Origin of the sequence: Pseudomonas urethralis, assembly GCF_021602465.1 — a bacterium.
In the GTDB taxonomy this organism is placed as follows: domain Bacteria; phylum Pseudomonadota; class Gammaproteobacteria; order Pseudomonadales; family Pseudomonadaceae; genus Aquipseudomonas; species Aquipseudomonas vlassakiae.
Genome location: NZ_BQIJ01000012.1, coordinates 128,649 through 144,082, shown reverse-complemented (window position 1 = coordinate 144,082; position 15,434 = coordinate 128,649). Strand labels below are relative to the sequence as shown.

At 63.1% G+C, this 15,434-nt stretch carries 16 protein-coding genes; 5 read left to right on the top strand and 11 right to left on the bottom strand.

What is annotated here, in order from left to right; genetic code table 11:
- Nucleotides 1–32: 32 nt before the first annotated feature.
- Entirely contained in the window at nucleotides 33–779 is a 747-nt protein-coding gene (locus L6D64_RS19300; protein ID WP_176507588.1) for an NRDE family protein, read from the top strand.
- 126 nt (nucleotides 780–905) lie between these two features.
- On the opposite strand, the gene ptsP is transcribed toward L6D64_RS19300, so the two are convergent.
- From ptsP to ilvA, 4 genes are all read right to left on the bottom strand, one after another.
- The gene (ptsP, locus tag L6D64_RS19295; RefSeq protein ID WP_176507587.1) at nucleotides 906–3,185 is read right to left on the bottom strand and encodes a phosphoenolpyruvate--protein phosphotransferase; all 2,280 of its coding nucleotides are present in this window, start codon (nucleotides 3,183–3,185) and stop codon (nucleotides 906–908) included.
- A 22-nt stretch (nucleotides 3,186–3,207) separates the two neighbouring features.
- Entirely contained in the window at nucleotides 3,208–3,687 is a 480-nt protein-coding gene (locus L6D64_RS19290; protein WP_003249017.1) for an RNA pyrophosphohydrolase, read from the bottom strand.
- Nucleotides 3,688–3,822: 135 nt separating this feature from the next.
- Nucleotides 3,823–4,248 (bottom strand): DUF2269 family protein, encoded by a 426-nt coding sequence (locus tag L6D64_RS19285; RefSeq protein ID WP_176507586.1) that lies wholly within the window; start codon nucleotides 4,246–4,248, stop codon nucleotides 3,823–3,825.
- Between the two features lie 38 nt (nucleotides 4,249–4,286).
- Nucleotides 4,287–5,801, bottom strand: coding sequence for a threonine ammonia-lyase, biosynthetic (gene ilvA, locus L6D64_RS19280; protein ID WP_176507585.1), 1,515 nt, complete (start codon nucleotides 5,799–5,801; stop codon nucleotides 4,287–4,289).
- A gap of 134 nt (nucleotides 5,802–5,935) precedes the next feature.
- Here ilvA and rpiA point away from each other — a divergent pair, with 134 nt between their 5' ends.
- A complete protein-coding gene (gene rpiA / locus L6D64_RS19275) occupies nucleotides 5,936–6,610 on the top strand; it encodes a ribose-5-phosphate isomerase RpiA (protein WP_176507584.1) in 675 nt (224 codons plus the stop codon).
- A gap of 30 nt (nucleotides 6,611–6,640) precedes the next feature.
- Here rpiA and L6D64_RS19270 read toward each other — a convergent pair whose 3' ends face one another.
- The 3 genes from L6D64_RS19270 to L6D64_RS19260 form a co-directional block, all read right to left on the bottom strand.
- Nucleotides 6,641–7,564, bottom strand: a complete 924-nt coding sequence (locus tag L6D64_RS19270; protein ID WP_176507583.1) for an SdiA-regulated domain-containing protein — start codon at nucleotides 7,562–7,564, stop codon at nucleotides 6,641–6,643.
- 182 nt (nucleotides 7,565–7,746) lie between these two features.
- Entirely contained in the window at nucleotides 7,747–8,412 is a 666-nt protein-coding gene (locus L6D64_RS19265; protein WP_027920927.1) for a fumarylacetoacetate hydrolase family protein, read from the bottom strand.
- A gap of 15 nt (nucleotides 8,413–8,427) precedes the next feature.
- Nucleotides 8,428–9,834 carry an FAD-binding oxidoreductase gene (locus L6D64_RS19260; protein ID WP_176507582.1) on the bottom strand — a complete coding sequence of 469 codons (1,407 nt, stop codon included), beginning with the start codon at nucleotides 9,832–9,834 and terminating at the stop codon, nucleotides 8,428–8,430.
- Nucleotides 9,835–10,005: 171 nt separating this feature from the next.
- Between L6D64_RS19260 and serA the strand changes: the two genes are divergently transcribed.
- Nucleotides 10,006–11,235, top strand: a complete 1,230-nt coding sequence (gene serA, locus L6D64_RS19255) for a phosphoglycerate dehydrogenase (RefSeq protein ID WP_054885495.1) — start codon at nucleotides 10,006–10,008, stop codon at nucleotides 11,233–11,235.
- Nucleotides 11,236–11,281: 46 nt separating this feature from the next.
- Here the strand turns inward: serA and L6D64_RS19250 are convergent, their stop codons facing one another.
- On the bottom strand, nucleotides 11,282–11,758 hold the full coding sequence (locus tag L6D64_RS19250; RefSeq protein ID WP_176507581.1) for a DUF4399 domain-containing protein: 477 nt from the start codon (nucleotides 11,756–11,758) through the stop codon (nucleotides 11,282–11,284).
- Nucleotides 11,759–11,956: 198 nt separating this feature from the next.
- On the opposite strand from L6D64_RS19250, the gene L6D64_RS19245 reads away from it, so the two are divergent.
- On the top strand, nucleotides 11,957–12,478 hold the full coding sequence (locus tag L6D64_RS19245) for a substrate-binding periplasmic protein (RefSeq protein ID WP_176507580.1): 522 nt from the start codon (nucleotides 11,957–11,959) through the stop codon (nucleotides 12,476–12,478).
- Here L6D64_RS19245 and L6D64_RS19240 read toward each other — a convergent pair.
- On the bottom strand, nucleotides 12,417–12,926 hold the full coding sequence (locus L6D64_RS19240; RefSeq protein WP_176507579.1) for a 2-thiouracil desulfurase family protein: 510 nt from the start codon (nucleotides 12,924–12,926) through the stop codon (nucleotides 12,417–12,419). The two genes, L6D64_RS19245 and L6D64_RS19240, sit on opposite strands and share 62 nt — an antisense overlap.
- Nucleotides 12,913–13,545 carry a 2OG-Fe(II) oxygenase gene (locus tag L6D64_RS19235; protein WP_176507619.1) on the bottom strand — a complete coding sequence of 211 codons (633 nt, stop codon included), beginning with the start codon at nucleotides 13,543–13,545 and terminating at the stop codon, nucleotides 12,913–12,915. Before L6D64_RS19235 ends, L6D64_RS19240 begins: the two co-directional genes overlap by 14 nt.
- Before the next feature lie 113 nt (nucleotides 13,546–13,658).
- Between L6D64_RS19235 and L6D64_RS19230 the strand changes: the two genes are divergently transcribed.
- Nucleotides 13,659–14,411 (top strand): DUF2059 domain-containing protein, encoded by a 753-nt coding sequence (locus L6D64_RS19230; RefSeq protein WP_176507578.1) that lies wholly within the window; start codon nucleotides 13,659–13,661, stop codon nucleotides 14,409–14,411.
- Here L6D64_RS19230 and bipL read toward each other — a convergent pair whose 3' ends face one another.
- On the bottom strand, nucleotides 14,412–15,338 hold the full coding sequence (gene bipL, locus L6D64_RS19225; RefSeq protein ID WP_176507577.1) for a phospholipase BipL: 927 nt from the start codon (nucleotides 15,336–15,338) through the stop codon (nucleotides 14,412–14,414). It lies immediately after the preceding gene.
- Nucleotides 15,339–15,434 lie beyond the last annotated feature (96 nt).

The following is a 15,434-nucleotide window of genomic DNA, read 5'->3' as shown; positions in this document are numbered from 1 at the left end:
GTACAGTGGGCAAAAACACAGAGGCCCAACCTATGTGCCTGATCGTATTCGCCTGGCGGCCCGGGCAGGCCCTGCCACTGATCGTCGCGGCCAACCGTGACGAGTTCTACGCCCGCCCGACCCTGGCCCTGGCTGCCTGGGACGATGCGCCCGGGGTATATGCCGGGCGCGACCTTGAAGCAGGCGGTACCTGGCTGGGCGTTGGCCCTCAGGGGCGCTTTGCGGCGCTGACCAATATCCGCGACCCTGGGCAGGTGCCGGGGCCGCGTTCGCGGGGCGAGCTGGTGGCGGCTTATCTGCAGGGGGAACTGGGGGTGGAGGCCTACCTCGACCAGGTAGCCAGCCGCAGCGGCCAATATTCCGGGTTCAACCTGCTGGTGGGTGATGGCCATCAATTGGGCTACCTGCATGCCCGCGACGTGGCGCCTCGCTTGCTGGAGCCCGGGGTGTATGGGCTGTCCAATGCCGGGCTGGATACGCCATGGCCGAAGCTGGTGAAAGCGCGCGCTGGGCTGGAGGCGCTGCTTGAGTCGGCAGATCCGCAGCGATTGCTGGCGTTGCTGGCCGATAACGAGCCGGCAGCCGACGCTGAGCTACCGGAGACTGGCGTGGGAATGGCGACAGAGAAGTTGCTTTCGAGTGTGTTTATTGCCAGCCAGAACTATGGCACGCGGGCGAGTACCGTGCTGATTGTCGATGATCAGGGCAGAAGGCGGCTGGTTGAGCGTAGTTTCGGGCCCTTTGGTGGGCATTTGGGCGAAGTCAGCCTGGACGTCTGATGCTGAATTCACCGGCCTCTTCGCGGGTAAACCCGCTCCCACAGGGACCGCGCCGCAACTGAAAGCTGCACTTTACCTGTGGGAGCGGGTTCACCCGCGAAGAAGCCGGTACAGACAACCTCGAATTCAGAGGGTCTTGTTGGCCCCAGGCCCGATCATGCGCGCCAGCCCGAGGTTCTTCAGGGCCAGTTGCAGGGAGCTGTGGATAACTTGCGGGTTGTCATGGCTCAAGGCTTCGACCAGCAACTCCTTGGCCTTGCTCATGTTCACCTGGCGTAGCATCCACTTCACCTTCGGCAGGTTGGTGGCGTTCATCGACAGGCTGTCGAAGCCCATGGCCATCAACAGGATCGCTGCCGCCGGGTCGCCGGCCATCTCGCCACAGATGCTCACCGGCTTGCCTTCGCCATGCGCATCACGCACCACGGTATTGAGCGCCTGCAGCACCGCCGGGTGCAGGTAGTCGTATAGGTCGGCGACCCGCGGGTTGTTGCGGTCCACCGCCAACAGGTACTGGGTGAGGTCGTTGGAACCGACCGAGAGGAAGTCCACCTGCCGCGCCAGCTCCTTGGTCTGGTACACCGCCGCAGGAATTTCCACCATCACGCCCACTGGCGGCATCGGCACGTCGGTACCTTCGTCGCGTACCTCGCCCCAGGCACGGTGGATCAGATGCAGCGCCTCTTCCAGCTCGTGAATGCCGGAAATCATCGGCAATAGGATGCGCAGGTTGTTCAGACCCTCGCTGGCCTTGAGCATGGCGCGGGTCTGCACCAGGAAGATTTCCGGGTGATCGAGGGTGACGCGGATGCCGCGCCAGCCGAGGAACGGGTTTTCTTCCTTGATCGGGAAGTACGAAAGCGCCTTGTCGCCACCGATGTCGAGGGTGCGCATGGTCACCGGCAGCGGGTGGAAGGCCGCCAGCTGCTCGCGGTAGATCGCCAGCTGCTCCTTCTCGCTGGGAAAGCGCTGGTTGATCATGAACGGCACTTCGGTACGGTACAGGCCAACCCCTTCGGCACCGCGCTGCTGGGCGCGGGCCACATCGGCGAGCAGACCGGTATTGACCCACAATGGCATGCGATGGCCGTCGGGGGTGACGCACGGCAGTTCGCGCAGGGCGTCCAAGCCTTGAGCCAGCTGGCGTTCTTCCTCGACCACATCGCTGTACTGCTTGCGCAGCACGTCACTGGGGTTGGTGAACACCTCGCCCTTGTAGCCGTCGACGATCATCTCGATGCCGTCGACCTTGGAATATGGCAGATCGACCAGGCCCATGACCGTCGGGATGCCCATGGCGCGGGCGAGGATGGCGACGTGGGAGTTGCCCGAACCCAGTACCGAAACCAGGCCCACCAGCTTGCCTTCCGGCACTTCGCCGAGCATCGCCGGGGTCAGTTCTTCACTGACCAGGATGGTGTTGTCGGCATATACCAGCGACTGCGAGCGCGCTTCCTGCAGGTAGGCCAGCAGGCGCCGGCCAAGGTCCTTCACATCCGAGGCGCGCTCGCGCAGGTAGTCGTCGTCCATCAGCTCGAAACGGTTGACGTGCTCGCCAACCACCTGGCGCAAGGCACCTTGAGCCCATTGGCCGGTCTTGATGACTTCGATCACTTCGCCACCGAGGGCGGCGTCTTCGAGCATCATCAGGTACACATCGAACAGTGCGCGCTCTTCCGGGCGCAGCTGGGTCGCCAGCTTGGCCGACAGCTTGCGCATGTCTTCTCGCACGCCTTCGAGGGCGTTCTGGAACAGTTTCAGCTCGGCGTCGATGTCATCGACGGTCTTGTCCGGCACCACTTCCAGGTCGGCCGGTGGCAGCATGACCACGGCACGCCCCACAGCAGCCCCCGGCGAGCCCGGCACACCGACGAAGCGCGCTTCCTGAATGCCCTTGCCCTGGCGGCCCAGGCCACGAATGGAGCCCGTGGCTTCGGCGTGGGCAATAACCCCGGCGAGCTGCGCGCTCATGGTGACGAGGAAGGCTTCTTCGCCTTCGTCGAACTGGCGGCGTTCCTTCTGCTGGATGACCAGTACACCCACTACACGCCGGTGGTGGATGATCGGCGCACCGAGGAAAGAGGCGAATTTCTCTTCGCCGGTTTCGGCGAAGTAGCGATAACGCGGGTGATCGGCGGCGTTTTCCAGGTTCAGCGGCTCTTCCCGGGTACCCACCAGGCCGACCAGGCCCTCGTTGGGGGCCATGCTGACCTTGCCGATGGAGCGCTTGTTCAGGCCCTCGGTGGCCATCAGCACGAAGCGGTTGGTTTCCGGGTCGAGCAGGTACACCGAGCAGACCTGGCTGCCCATGGCCTCCTTGACGCGCAAGACAATGATCCCCAACGCCGTCTTGAGATCTTTGGCGGAGTTCACTTCCTGGACGATCTTGCGCAGCGTATTGAGCATGGCTCGGGGTCGAACTCCGTCGTCAGTCGCGCGTCAGCAGACGCGGTGCAAGCTCTTTCAGGGCGCGGCGGTAGACTTCACGTTTGAATGTCACCACCTGGCCCAGCGGATACCAATAGCTGACCCAGCGCCAGCCGTCGAATTCCGGCTTGCCGGTCAGGTCCATCCGCACCCGTTGTTCATTGCTCACCAGGCGCAGCAGAAACCACTTTTGCTTCTGGCCGATGCACAGCGGTTGGCTGTGGGTGCGGACCAGCCGCTGGGGTAAACGATAACGCAACCAGCCGCGGGTGCAGGCAAGAATTTCCACATCGTCGCGTTCAAGGCCAACTTCTTCGTTCAGCTCGCGGTACAGGGCATCTTCTGGCGTCTCGTCAGGGTTGATACCACCCTGGGGGAATTGCCAGGCATCCTGGTTGATCCGTCGAGCCCATAGCACCTGCCCGGCATCATTCGTGAGAATGATCCCAACATTGGGGCGAAAACCATCGGGGTCGATCACGGCAGCAACCTCGCAAACGCATGTCACCGCATTGTTCCACAAAGCCTGCGAGCGCAGCAACGCGCCCGCCACGCTTATGTGCAGTGCGGTGAAAACTCCTCGTATCGCAATGGCGCACGAAGCCCTGCCCAGGCTTCAGACCGGCTTGGCGCCCATCAACCCGGCGATGGACAGCAAGCACACCGCACTGAACACCGCCAGGGCCAGGGTGAAGCGCAACCCCACCGCTTCAGCCTTGCGCAGCCGGTTCAGCCGCACCAGCAGCCACCATCCGGCAAACGCGCCCAAGGTATAGAGGACGCTGGAGGCCAGCACCCAGGTCTGCCCCAGCGGCCACCCGACCAGATGCACCAGCCACCAGCCGGTGAACGGCATGCTCAACAGGCACAGCCCCATCACCCCCCAAACGAACACCAGCGGGCGGCGCAGCAGCTTGGCGTAGGCCTGGGCATCGCCGTGGCGACGGGCACGCACGGTCCAGGCCGTCAGCCCGAGGGCGCCCAGCAGCAACAGCACGGTGGCGATGATGTGCAGGGCCTTGAGGGTGGTCAGGTGTTCCATGTCTTCACGTCCTTGAGCGATAAGCCAAGCTTAGCCGCTCAACCCAGGAACAGCTTGTACGCCGGGTTGTCTGTCTCGTCCCAGTACGGGTAACCGATCTTGGCCAGCGCCGCCGGCACCAGGTGGCGTTCGTCCTCCGGCACCTGCAAGCCGGCCACCACGCGACCGTCAGCCGCACCGTGGTTGCGGTAGTGGAACATCGAGATGTTCCAGCGCCCACCCAGTTTGGTGAGGAAGTTGAACAACGCCCCCGGCCGCTCGGGGAACTCGAAGCGCAGCACGATCTCGTCGCTGGCGCCGGCCGAATGGCCACCGACCATGTGGCGGATGTGCAGCTTGGCCAGTTCGTTGTCGGTCAGGTCGGTCACCGGGAAGCCCTGCTCGATCAGCTGCTGCACCAGGGCCGCCCGCGGGTCGTTTTCCGGGTGGGTCTGCACGCCGACGAAGATGTGCGCTTCATCGGAGGTGTGCTTGCGGTAGTTGAATTCGGTGATCTGGCGCTTGCCGATGGCCTCGCAGAAGGCCTTGAAGCTGCCCGGGCGCTCGGGGATGGTCACGGCGATGATGGCTTCGCGTTTTTCGCCCAGTTCGGCGCGTTCGGCCACATGGCGCAGGCGGTCGAAGTTGACGTTGGCGCCCGAGTCGATGGCAACCAGGGTCTGCCCCGTCACACCCTTGAGCTCGACATACTTCTTGATGCCCGCCACGCCCAAGGCGCCGGCAGGTTCGGTGATCGAGCGGGTATCATCGTAGATATCCTTGATCGCCGCACAGATTTCATCGGTGCTGACAGTCACTACCTCATCCACATGGTGGCGGCAGATGTCGAAAGTGTGCTGGCCAATCTGCGCCACCGCCACGCCGTCGGCGAACAGCCCGACCTGTGGCAGCACCACGCGCTCGCCCGCAGCCATCGCTGCCTGCAGGCAGTTGGAATCGTCCGGCTCGACGCCGATCACCTTGATTTCCGGGCGCAGGTACTTCACATAGGCCGCAATACCGGCAATCAGGCCCCCGCCGCCCACCGGGACGAAGATCGCGTCCAGCTGCCCAGGGTGCTGACGGAGGATTTCCATCGCCACGGTGCCTTGGCCGGCAATGGTGTGCGGGTCGTCATAAGGGTGGATATAGACGAAGCCTTTCTCGTCGACCAGCTTCAGCGAGTAGGCCAGCGCTTCCGGGAACGAGTCGCCATGCAGCACTACCTTGCCGCCGCGCGAGCGTACGCCTTCGACCTTGATTTCCGGGGTGGTCTTGGGCATCACGATGGTGGCCTTGATGCCCAGCTCGCGGGCCGCCAGGGCCACGCCCTGGGCGTGGTTGCCAGCCGAAGCAGTCACCACGCCGCGGGCCAGCTCATCCTGGGTCAGTTGCGCCAGCTTGTTGTACGCCCCGCGGATCTTGAACGAGAACACCGGCTGCAGGTCTTCGCGCTTGAGCAGAATCTGGTTGCCCAGGCGCTTGCTCAGCTGCCCGGCGCTGTGCAACGGGGTTTCGACAGCGACGTCGTAGACGCGCGAGGTGAGGATCTTCTTGACGTACTGTTCGAGCATCGGGAAAGCATCACTGGCCGCGGGACAAGGGCTGCGAGTCTACCCCAGCGCTACGTCGGGCGACCACAGCAAAGCCGCCCGAGCCGTTATACTAGGCTCCTTTGACTACCGCCCTGCCCCTTTCCGGAGCCCGCATGACCCAGGACCAACTCAAACAGGCCGTCGCCCAGGCCGCTGTCGACTTCATTCTGCCAAAGCTGGATGAAAAGAGCGTCGTCGGCGTCGGCACCGGTTCGACCGCCAATTTCTTCATCGACGCCCTGGCTCAGCACAAGGCCGCCTTCGATGGCGCGGTCGCCAGCTCCGAAGCCACCGCCCAGCGTCTGAAGGGCCATGGCATCCCGGTCTATGAGCTGAACAGCGTCAGCGAGCTGGAGTTCTATGTCGATGGCGCCGACGAAAGCGACGCGCACCTGAACCTGATCAAGGGCGGCGGCGCAGCCCTGACCCGTGAGAAGATCGTCGCGGCCGTGGCCAAGACCTTCATCTGCATCGCCGACGGCAGCAAGCTGGTGCCGGTGCTGGGCGCCTTCCCGCTGCCGGTCGAGGTGATTCCGATGGCCCGCAGCCACGTGGCGCGTCAGCTGGTCAAGCTGGGCGGCGATCCGGTGTACCGTGAAGGCGTGGTGACCGACAACGGCAACGTGATCCTCGATGTGTACAACCTGCAGATCAGCAACCCGGTGGAGCTGGAAGCACAGATCAACGCCATTGTCGGCGTGGTAACCAACGGCCTGTTCGCGGCGCGCCCGGCGGACCTGCTGCTGCTGGGTACCGCCGAAGGCGTGAAGACCCTCAAGGCCGAGTAACGGCGTGCGCGAGCGAGCCGAGAAACCCGGTCAGTCGTTCTTCTTGAAGCGATAGAACAGGTTCGGCTCGCTGACCATGTACAGGTTGCCCTGATCGTCCATGGCAACGCCTTCGGCACGCGGGATGGTGTGCTGCAGGCCGTTGAAACCACCCAACAAGGTCATGAAGCTGACCTGCTGACCTTGCTCATCAAGCTCCAGCAGCATGTTGGAGTCGGCCGACAACACCAGCAGATGCCCCGTGCGTGGGTCTACGCCCAGGGCCGACAGGTTACGCAAGTCGAGTTCGTCGTTGGCCAAGACCTGTTTGTCACCCTTGAGCGGGCTGCGCCCGTCGCTGCTCCAGGTGTACAGCTTCGGCGGCCGCTCCTCACCGATCACCAGGCGCTGGCGCATCGGGTCCCAGGCCACGCCTTCGAAGCCCTTGTTGCGCTTCACCGACTCGCCCAGGTCGTAACTCTGGAAATCCGCGTGGTTCAGCGAAGCGGTCTGGGCGTCCACCTTGACCACGGTGAGGTCGTGCAGGCGTTCATCGGTGATCGCCAAATGGCCATCTTCCATCACGGCGACGCCTTCCGGGTTGTTCCAGCCCACCAGCGGGATCTTGCGCAGCACGTCGCCGTCGAGACTGAGCTCGACCAGGAACGCGTTCTTGCCCATCACCGCGAACAACGTGCGAGTGTGCGGGCTGTAGGCGATGTCCGAAGCTTCGTCATCGTCCATGCCCGGTAACACTTTGGCGTCGATGTCGACCTGATAGTCCGGCAGCCACACGCTTTCGCTACGCTCGGCGCTGGTTTCGAAGCCTTCCTTGACCCACAGCAGGCCGCGGTCATCCCAGTGCATGGCAACCGCCGCGCCGTAACCGATCACAGCCGCAACGGCCAGGCCGAAGGGCCAGCGCAGGTAGAAGCGGCGCTTGGGGGATGCGGGGGCGCTAGAGTGTGCTGGCATGCGGAAGTCCTGGGGGTACGGGCAAATGTCTGCGCATTATCCGCATCGGGTGTGAAAAAACGGTAAACAGGGCCGGCCTCTTCGCGGGTAAACCCGCTCCTACAGGGATCGCGCCGCATCTGATGCCTGCGCTGTAGCTGTGGGAGCGGGTTCACCCGCGAAGCAGGCGACACGGTTTCAGGTCAGAGCACCCGGCTCTCGAAGCGGCAGACGCCCGGCAGTTCCAGCACCAGCTCGTCACCGACATTGAACGGCCCGACACCGGCCGGTGTGCCGGTCAGGATCACATCCCCCGCCTGCAGCGAGAAATGCGCCGCCATGTACTGGATGATCGGCACGATCGGGTTGAGCATCATCGCGCTGTTGCCATCCTGGCGCACTTCACCATTGATGGTCAGGCGCACCGGAATATCGGTCACGTCTTCAAAGGACGCCGCGGAAACGAACGGCGGCAGCACGCAAGCGCCGTCAAAGCTCTTGCACAGCTCCCACGGCAGGCCCTTTTCCTTGAGCTTGGCCTGCACGTCGCGCAGGGTCAGGTCCAGCGCCGGGGCGTAGCCGGAGATGGCGTCCAGCACTTCTTCCTCGGAGGCGCTGGACGACAGCGGCTTGCCCAGCAGTACGGCGATTTCAGCCTCGTAGTGCACCGAGCCACGGTCGGTCGGGATCTTGAACCCGCCTTCCAGTGGCACCACGCAGCTGCCCGGCTTGATGAACAGCAGCGGCTCGCTAGGAATGGGGTTGTCCAGTTCCTTGGCATGTTCAGCGTAGTTGCGGCCGATGCACACCACTTTGCCCAGCGGGAAATGAATGCGCGTGCCGTCTACATACTGGTGCTGGTAACTCATGGCCGACTCCTTTGATTACTGCTCTTGTTCAGGAGCGAAGATCTTACCCGGATTCATGATGCCGTTAGGGTCGAAGACGGCCTTTATTGCCTTCATGCAGGCAATTTCTTCGGGCGAGCGGCTGTAGCCCAGGTAGTCGCGCTTGGTCATGCCCACGCCGTGCTCGGCAGAGATCGAGCCGTTGTAGCGCTGGACGATCTCGAACACCCACTTGTTGACCTTGGTGCACGAGGCGAAGAAGTCATCCTTGCTCATGTGCTCGGGCTTGAGGATGTTCAGGTGCAGGTTGCCGTCGCCGATGTGGCCGTACCAGACCACCTCATAGTCCGGATAATGCTCGCTGACGATGGCATCGATATCGCGCAGGAACGCCGGCACCTTGGAAACGGTGACGGAAATGTCGTTCTTGTAGGGCGTCCAGTGGGAGATGGTCTCGGACAGGTACTCGCGCAGTTTCCACAGGTTCTTCAGCTGGGTTTCGCTCTGGCTCATCACCCCATCCAGCACCCAGCCCTGCTCGACACAATGCTCGAAGGTGGCCAGCGCTTGGTTGGCAACCTCCTCGGTGCTGGCTTCGAACTCCAGCAAGGCGTAGAACGGGCAGTCGGTATCGAACGGGGCTGGCACATCGCCACGGGCCATGATCTTGGCCAGGCCCTTGTCGGAAAAGAACTCGAAGGCGGTCAGGTCGAGCTTGCCCTGGAAGGCATGCAGCACCGGCATGATCGAGTCGAAATCCGGCGTGCCCAGCACCATCGCCGTGAGGTTGCGCGGGGCACGGTCCAGGCGCATGGTCGCTTCCACCACGAAGCCCAGGGTACCTTCGGCGCCGATGAACAGCTGACGCAGATCGTAGCCGGTGGCGTTCTTGATCAGGTCTTTGTTCAGTTCCAGCAGTTCGCCCTTGCCGGTGACCACTTTCAGGCCAGCCACCCAGTTGCGGGTCATGCCGTAACGGATGACCTTGATGCCGCCGGCATTGGTGCCAATATTGCCGCCAATCTGGCTGGAGCCGCTGGAGGCGAAGTCCACCGGGTAATAAAGGCCCTGTTCTTCGGCAAAGGCCTGCAGCTGCCGGGTGATCACCCCGGGCTGGCACACCACGGTGCGGTCGAAGGCATTGAAACCGACAATCTGGTTCATGTAGTCGAAAGCGACCACGACTTCGCCATTGGCCGCGACAGCCCCGGCGGAAAGCCCGGTACGCCCGCCGGACGGTACCAGTGCAACGTGGTGCTGGTTGGCCCAGCGGACGATGGCCTGCACCTGTTCTACCGTCTTGGGGAACACGATGGCCGTGGGCGCGGGAGGGTAGTGCTTGGTCCAGTCCTTGCCGTAGGCGTCCAGGGAAACGGGGTCGGTCAGGACCTTGCCAGGGTCGACAAGGGTCATCAGTTCATCAATTACAGCGGGGTGGGTCATCGCTGGAACTCTCGACTTATTCATAGTCACCCTGAGCACACTTCACCTGTCGGGATAAGCTCAGATTGTGTCGCGTATGCTAGCATAGCCCTCCCGCTGTTCATGCTAAGGCTGCCGTAGCGCCTGGCATCAGTCCTCGCCATTTTTTCTCCGGGATACAGGTTTACGCAGATGAGCAAGACTTCTCTCGACAAGAGCAAGATCCGGTTCCTTCTTCTTGAAGGTGTGCACCAGAACGCAGTCGATACCCTCAAGGCTGCCGGCTACACCAACATCGAATACCTCACCGGTTCATTGCCGGATGCCGAGCTGAAGGAAAAGATCGCCGATGCCCACTTCATCGGCATCCGCTCGCGCACTCAACTGACCGAAGAAATCTTCGACTGCGCCAAGAAACTGGTCGCCGTCGGCTGCTTCTGCATCGGCACCAACCAGGTCGACCTGGCAGCGGCCCGCGAGCGTGGCATCGCCGTCTTCAACGCACCTTACTCCAACACCCGTTCGGTGGCCGAACTGGTGCTGGCCGAGGCCATCCTGCTGCTGCGCGGCATCCCTGAGAAGAACGCTTCCTGCCACCGTGGCGGCTGGATCAAGAGCGCGGCCAACTCGTTCGAGATCCGCGGCAAGAAGCTGGGCATCGTCGGCTACGGCTCGATCGGTACCCAACTGTCGGTCCTGGCAGAAAACCTGGGCATGCAAGTGTACTTCTACGACCCGCTGACCAAGCTGCCGCTGGGCAACGCTGTACAGGTCACCAGCCTCAACGAGCTGCTGGGCCTGGCCGACATCGTTTCGCTGCACGTGCCTGAACTGCCGTCCACCCAGTGGATGATCGGCGAGAAAGAAATCCGTGCGATGAAGAAGGGCTCGATCCTGATCAACGCCGCCCGTGGCACCGTGGTCGAACTGGACCACCTGGCTGCCGCAATCAAGGACAAGCACCTGATCGGCGCTGCCATCGACGTGTTCCCGGTCGAGCCGCGCTCCAACGACGAAGAGTTCGAAAGCCCGCTGCGTGGCCTGGACAACGTGATCCTGACCCCGCACATCGGTGGATCCACCGCCGAAGCCCAGGCCAACATCGGCCTGGAAGTCGCCGAGAAGCTGGTCAAGTACAGCGACAACGGTACTTCCGTTTCCTCGGTCAACTTCCCGGAAGTTGCCCTGCCAGCACACCCAGGCAAGCACCGCCTGCTGCACATCCACGAAAACATCCCGGGCGTGCTCAGCGAGATCAACAAGGTCTTCGCCGAGAACGGCATCAACATCTCCGGTCAGTTCCTGCAGACCAACGAGAAAGTGGGTTACGTGGTGATCGACGTTGACGCCGAGTACTCCGACCTGGCGCAAGAAAAACTGCAACAGGTCAAGGGCACCATCCGTTCGCGCGTCCTGTTCTAAGGTCGCTGGCAGCAAGAAAAAGGGAGGCCCTGGCGGCCTCCCTTTTTTATTTCACTTCAACAGTGATCTTCTTCGATTCGACACTTGGCTTGAATGGCACGTGATATTGGTCACCCAATACCAGCTGCAGGGTGTGCTTGCCCGGCGTCAAGGTGATGGTCGTTTCGGTTTGCGCCTTGCCGAAGTGCAGCACTTGCGGGCCGGCCGGCAACGCGGTACCGGCTGCCGGCATCAGGCTGGTCGGCAGCGGCATGTCGGCGATAGGTTCCTTGTCCACATCCACCAGCAGGTGATGGTGGCCGGTATGCGGGGTCTGGTCTCCCGCAGGCTTGAGTTGCATGCCCTCGATGCCGAACTTGACGGTGAATGTCGCGTCGACCTGCTCGCCATCTTTGGGGGAAAGGATGGAAACCTTGGCACCCGCCGGCGGCTCCTGGCTCTTCAGGGCATCAGCGGCGCTGGCGAACACCGAGACGCCCATCAGCAAACCCGCTACGGCAGCACGCGAAAATAGGCTGTTCATTCACTTCTCCTTGATTCACTTAATGACCGCTGCCCGTTAAACGAATGGCGGCGGAAGTTCACGATAGCCCACAAAGACAAATATTTCAGTTAGGGTTAAACCTCGCCAAGGCTTCAAGGTCATAGGCTGCGCTCGACTGCGACGGGGAAGAAAGTCGCGGCGAAAGTTACTCATCTGCTGAAGGAAAAGGGGCAATACATGCGTTCGACCATAGGCGTGCTGCTGGCAGTACTGATCACTCCATTGGCTCAGGCCGAGCTGATAGACGACATCAACGACCGGGGCGAACTGCGCATTGCCGTGCAGCCCGACAACGCACCCTATTCATTCAAGGATCAGCAGAGCGAACGCCTGACCGGCTTTGAAATCGAGTTTGGCCAGGACCTGGCCAGTGAACTGGGCCTGCGTGCCGATTTTGTCGAGGCGACGGCAGCGGAAGTCCTGCCAGGTGTGGAAAAGGGCACGTACGACATCGCCCTGACCCCGGCGAGCGAATCGCTCAAGTCGGATGGCTCGTTCGATGTGAGCCAGGCATTTGGCGACAAGAAGCTGGTGATCCCATTCCAGAAGGACAACCCGGCGTTCGAGACCGCGTTGAACAAAGCGCTTGATCGCCTTAAGGAAAAAGGACGCACGGAGGAGCTGGAGAAGAAGTGGTTCAAGGCCATGCAGGCAGGCGAGCCAACGCCTGCTGCGCTTGTTCCAGCTCCAACTCACTGAAGACCTGCACGCCCTCACGCCGCAGCAACGCCGTGGTCACCCCCTCGCCCGGTACCTTCACCCCGCTGAAGGTGCCATCGTAGGTCAAGCGGTTGCCACACGAAGGGCTGCCTGCCTTCAGCACCGCCACCCGAATGCCATGCCGCCGCACCAGCGCCAGCGCCTGCTGTGCCCCGGCGAGAAATTCGCCAGTGACATCCTCGCCGGTCACCGTCAGCACCTGCACGTCACCCGCGAGCACCTGCGAGCCCTGACCACCGGGGATCTCCGCCGGTGGCCGCGGTGTCGGCAAACCGCCCGCCACCTCCGGGCACAAGGGCACCACACGCCCTTCAGCCTGCCACTGCCGCAACACATCGGGATGCCCGCTGGCCCGGCCGTCATAGCGCACCGGCTGGCCCAGCAGGCAGGCGCTCACCAGCACCTTGGGCAGATCAGAACGGGTCATTGCCACGGCGCCGGAACCAGCCGGTCAACGACAGGCGCTCGCGCCTGGCCGGCAGCACTTCGTGCGGCACCTCACCGGAAAGGAATATCGCCAGGCAACCTGCCACCGGCTGCACATCGTGCTCGACATCGTCCGCCAGGAACATGCGCAGCTGCCCGCCGTCCTCCGGCAGCCAGTCTTCGTTCAGATAGAGCACCGCCGACACCATGCGCCGGTCATCGTCGCGGAAGCGGTCCAGATGCCGGCGATAGAACGCCCCCGGTGGATACAGGGCGAAGTGGCATTCGAAATCTTCCAGGCCCAGGAACAGGCCCTGGTTGATGGCCTGACGCAACTGGTCCATCGCCGCCAGGTACTGGTCGCAGGCCTCGGCCTGGCCGGGGTCGATCCACTGGATCTGGTCACCGCGAATGCTCTCGCGCACCTCCTGGCCATCACCGCGCCCGACGCCGGCCGGGTTGAGTTCGCCTTCGGCATCACGGCGCCGGCATTCGGCCGCCAGCGCGCGCACCAGGTCGGCAGGCAGGAAGAGCGCCTGCTGCGACCAGCCACGGGTGGCCAGATCGTCGACGACGGCCGCAAGCATCGGGTTTTCAGGGGAGATGTGCATGGCGCGCATCATATCCATTCGCCCTGTCGGCGCACAGCGCCACTTGGCTGAGAAGCGCTCGGATTGCTCGACAAAACGGCGCCGGGCCTAGGACAATAGCCACCTGCCGACAGGAGTCCTGAATGCACCGTCTGTTTTCCCTGCTTCTGCTGATGATCTGCACCATGCCTGTCTGGGCAGACACCCTTGATCAACTGTACAAGGCCGCCGGCTGGCCCGACCAGCGCGCCCACTTTTCCGATGCCGTGAGCGCGGCCCAGCAGCGCTACCGCAACAGCCTGCCGCCTGCGGTTTACCAGGCGCTGGTCAACAACAGCAACCAGCGCTTCCAGGCCCAGGCGATGGACAACCGTGCCTTGGCCAAGCTGCGCAGTACGTTGCCCAACCCGGCGCCGGCGCTGGCCTTCTTCCAGTCGCCGCTGGGGCGCAAGATTGTCGCCGCCGAGCTGCTGGCCACGCGCAAGGACCAGCTGGCCAAGAACGCCAAGGGCCTGCCGAAGATGCAGGCCAGCGACAATCGCTTGCTGGTCATAGGCCACCTGGCCCGGGCCCTGCCAGCCCGCGAAGCCGGCGCCGAAGTCAGCCTGGCGATCGCCGGCGTAGCTGCCGACAGCCTGAGCTCGATGATCCCCGGCCTGTTCGGCGCCAGCCAGGCCCAAAGCCTGCTCGACGGCCAGCGCCAGCGTCTGATGGGGCAGATCGGCGAAGACCTGAACAACACCCTGCTGTACGTCTACCGCGACCTGTCCGACGACGAGCTTGAAGAATTCGCCACCTTCGCCGAGTCGCCAGACGGCAAGGCTTATTACCAGGCCGCCGTGGCTGCGGTGCGTGCCGGCCTGGCGGTGGGCCAGAACAGCGCCGACCTCAAATGATCAGCCCAGGCGCTGCTCGATGAAATCGAAGTAGCGCCGGCGAATGTCCGGCAGCTCGTTGGCCAGGTGATGGCGAGCTTCGGGCAACATCAGGATCTGTGGCTCGCTGAACTTGGCCTTGAGCACTTCGAGGTTGTAGGGCCAATCCACCGTACCGTCCGCTTCGCCCTGCACGATCAACGGCCGTCGCGCGCAGTGCGGCGCCGCCTCGATACGCTTGACCCAGGCAATCAAGGCGCCGACCCAGGCCGTGGGCAGCCGCCGCGGTTGCAGCGGGTCGGCTTCGAGGAAGGGCAGGAAAGTCGGGTCGTTGGTGTTCTCGCTGAAGCGCCGCTCGATGCCGTTGACGAAGTGGCGCAATACCCGATAACTGAATTTCGACCAGCGCCAGGACCGGGGGCGCACCAGCGGCGCCAGCAGGATCACCTCGCCATCGATGGGACTGCGCTCGCCTTCGTTCAGCAAGTGATCGACAGCGATGGCGCCACCGGTGCTCTGCCCGCACAGGTGCCAAGGCCGTGGCAGTTCCAGGCCACGCGCCTGTTCGAACAAGGCCTCCAGCACCTGCTGGTACAGCGCGAAATCGCTGATGTTGGCGCGCTCGCCACTGGACAGGCCGTGGCCTGGCAGGTCACAGCTGATCACCGCGTAACCGAGTTTCAGCGCCCAGTCGATCACATGGCGATAGAGGCCCATGTGGTCGTAGTAGCCGTGCAGCAAGAATAGCGTCGCGACCGGCTGTTCAGGCAACCAGACCTGCCCGACCAACTCGAACCCCGCGGCCTGGAAACCGCCCAGCCAGCTCTGCGCCGCCAGGTTCAGGCCATAGAAGCGCTGGTAGTCCTGCGCCTGCGCGGCCAACGGCTGGCGTCTGGCCAACGGCGCGAGGCTGGCACGCAGGAGATCGGGGTGAAAGGCAGCGGGCATTGAGTACATCCAAGGCGGAGCGAGTATTGATCTGGGATATTCAGCTGTTGGCCGCATCGTGGCAAGCTTGGGCACCTTTTCATCAGGCAGATGCGC

Coding starts and splice junctions, on each gene's coding strand:
- L6D64_RS19285 (WP_176507586.1), bottom strand. CDS start 4,248: ATGGAACACCTGACCACCCTCAAGGCCCTGCACATCATCGCCACCGTG.
- bipL (WP_176507577.1), bottom strand. CDS start 15,338: ATGCCCGCTGCCTTTCACCCCGATCTCCTGCGTGCCAGCCTCGCGCCG.
- L6D64_RS19240 (WP_176507579.1), bottom strand. CDS start 12,926: ATGACCCGTTCTGATCTGCCCAAGGTGCTGGTGAGCGCCTGCCTGCTG.
- L6D64_RS19300 (WP_176507588.1), top strand. CDS start 33: ATGTGCCTGATCGTATTCGCCTGGCGGCCCGGGCAGGCCCTGCCACTG.
- ptsP (WP_176507587.1), bottom strand. CDS start 3,185: ATGCTCAATACGCTGCGCAAGATCGTCCAGGAAGTGAACTCCGCCAAA.
- rpiA (WP_176507584.1), top strand. CDS start 5,936: ATGACCCAGGACCAACTCAAACAGGCCGTCGCCCAGGCCGCTGTCGAC.
- L6D64_RS19230 (WP_176507578.1), top strand. CDS start 13,659: ATGCACCGTCTGTTTTCCCTGCTTCTGCTGATGATCTGCACCATGCCT.
- L6D64_RS19235 (WP_176507619.1), bottom strand. CDS start 13,545: ATGCGCGCCATGCACATCTCCCCTGAAAACCCGATGCTTGCGGCCGTC.
- ilvA (WP_176507585.1), bottom strand. CDS start 5,801: ATGCTCGAACAGTACGTCAAGAAGATCCTCACCTCGCGCGTCTACGAC.
- L6D64_RS19265 (WP_027920927.1), bottom strand. CDS start 8,412: ATGAGTTACCAGCACCAGTATGTAGACGGCACGCGCATTCATTTCCCG.
- L6D64_RS19260 (WP_176507582.1), bottom strand. CDS start 9,834: ATGACCCACCCCGCTGTAATTGATGAACTGATGACCCTTGTCGACCCT.
- L6D64_RS19270 (WP_176507583.1), bottom strand. CDS start 7,564: ATGCCAGCACACTCTAGCGCCCCCGCATCCCCCAAGCGCCGCTTCTAC.
- serA (WP_054885495.1), top strand. CDS start 10,006: ATGAGCAAGACTTCTCTCGACAAGAGCAAGATCCGGTTCCTTCTTCTT.
- L6D64_RS19250 (WP_176507581.1), bottom strand. CDS start 11,758: ATGAACAGCCTATTTTCGCGTGCTGCCGTAGCGGGTTTGCTGATGGGC.
- L6D64_RS19245 (WP_176507580.1), top strand. CDS start 11,957: ATGCGTTCGACCATAGGCGTGCTGCTGGCAGTACTGATCACTCCATTG.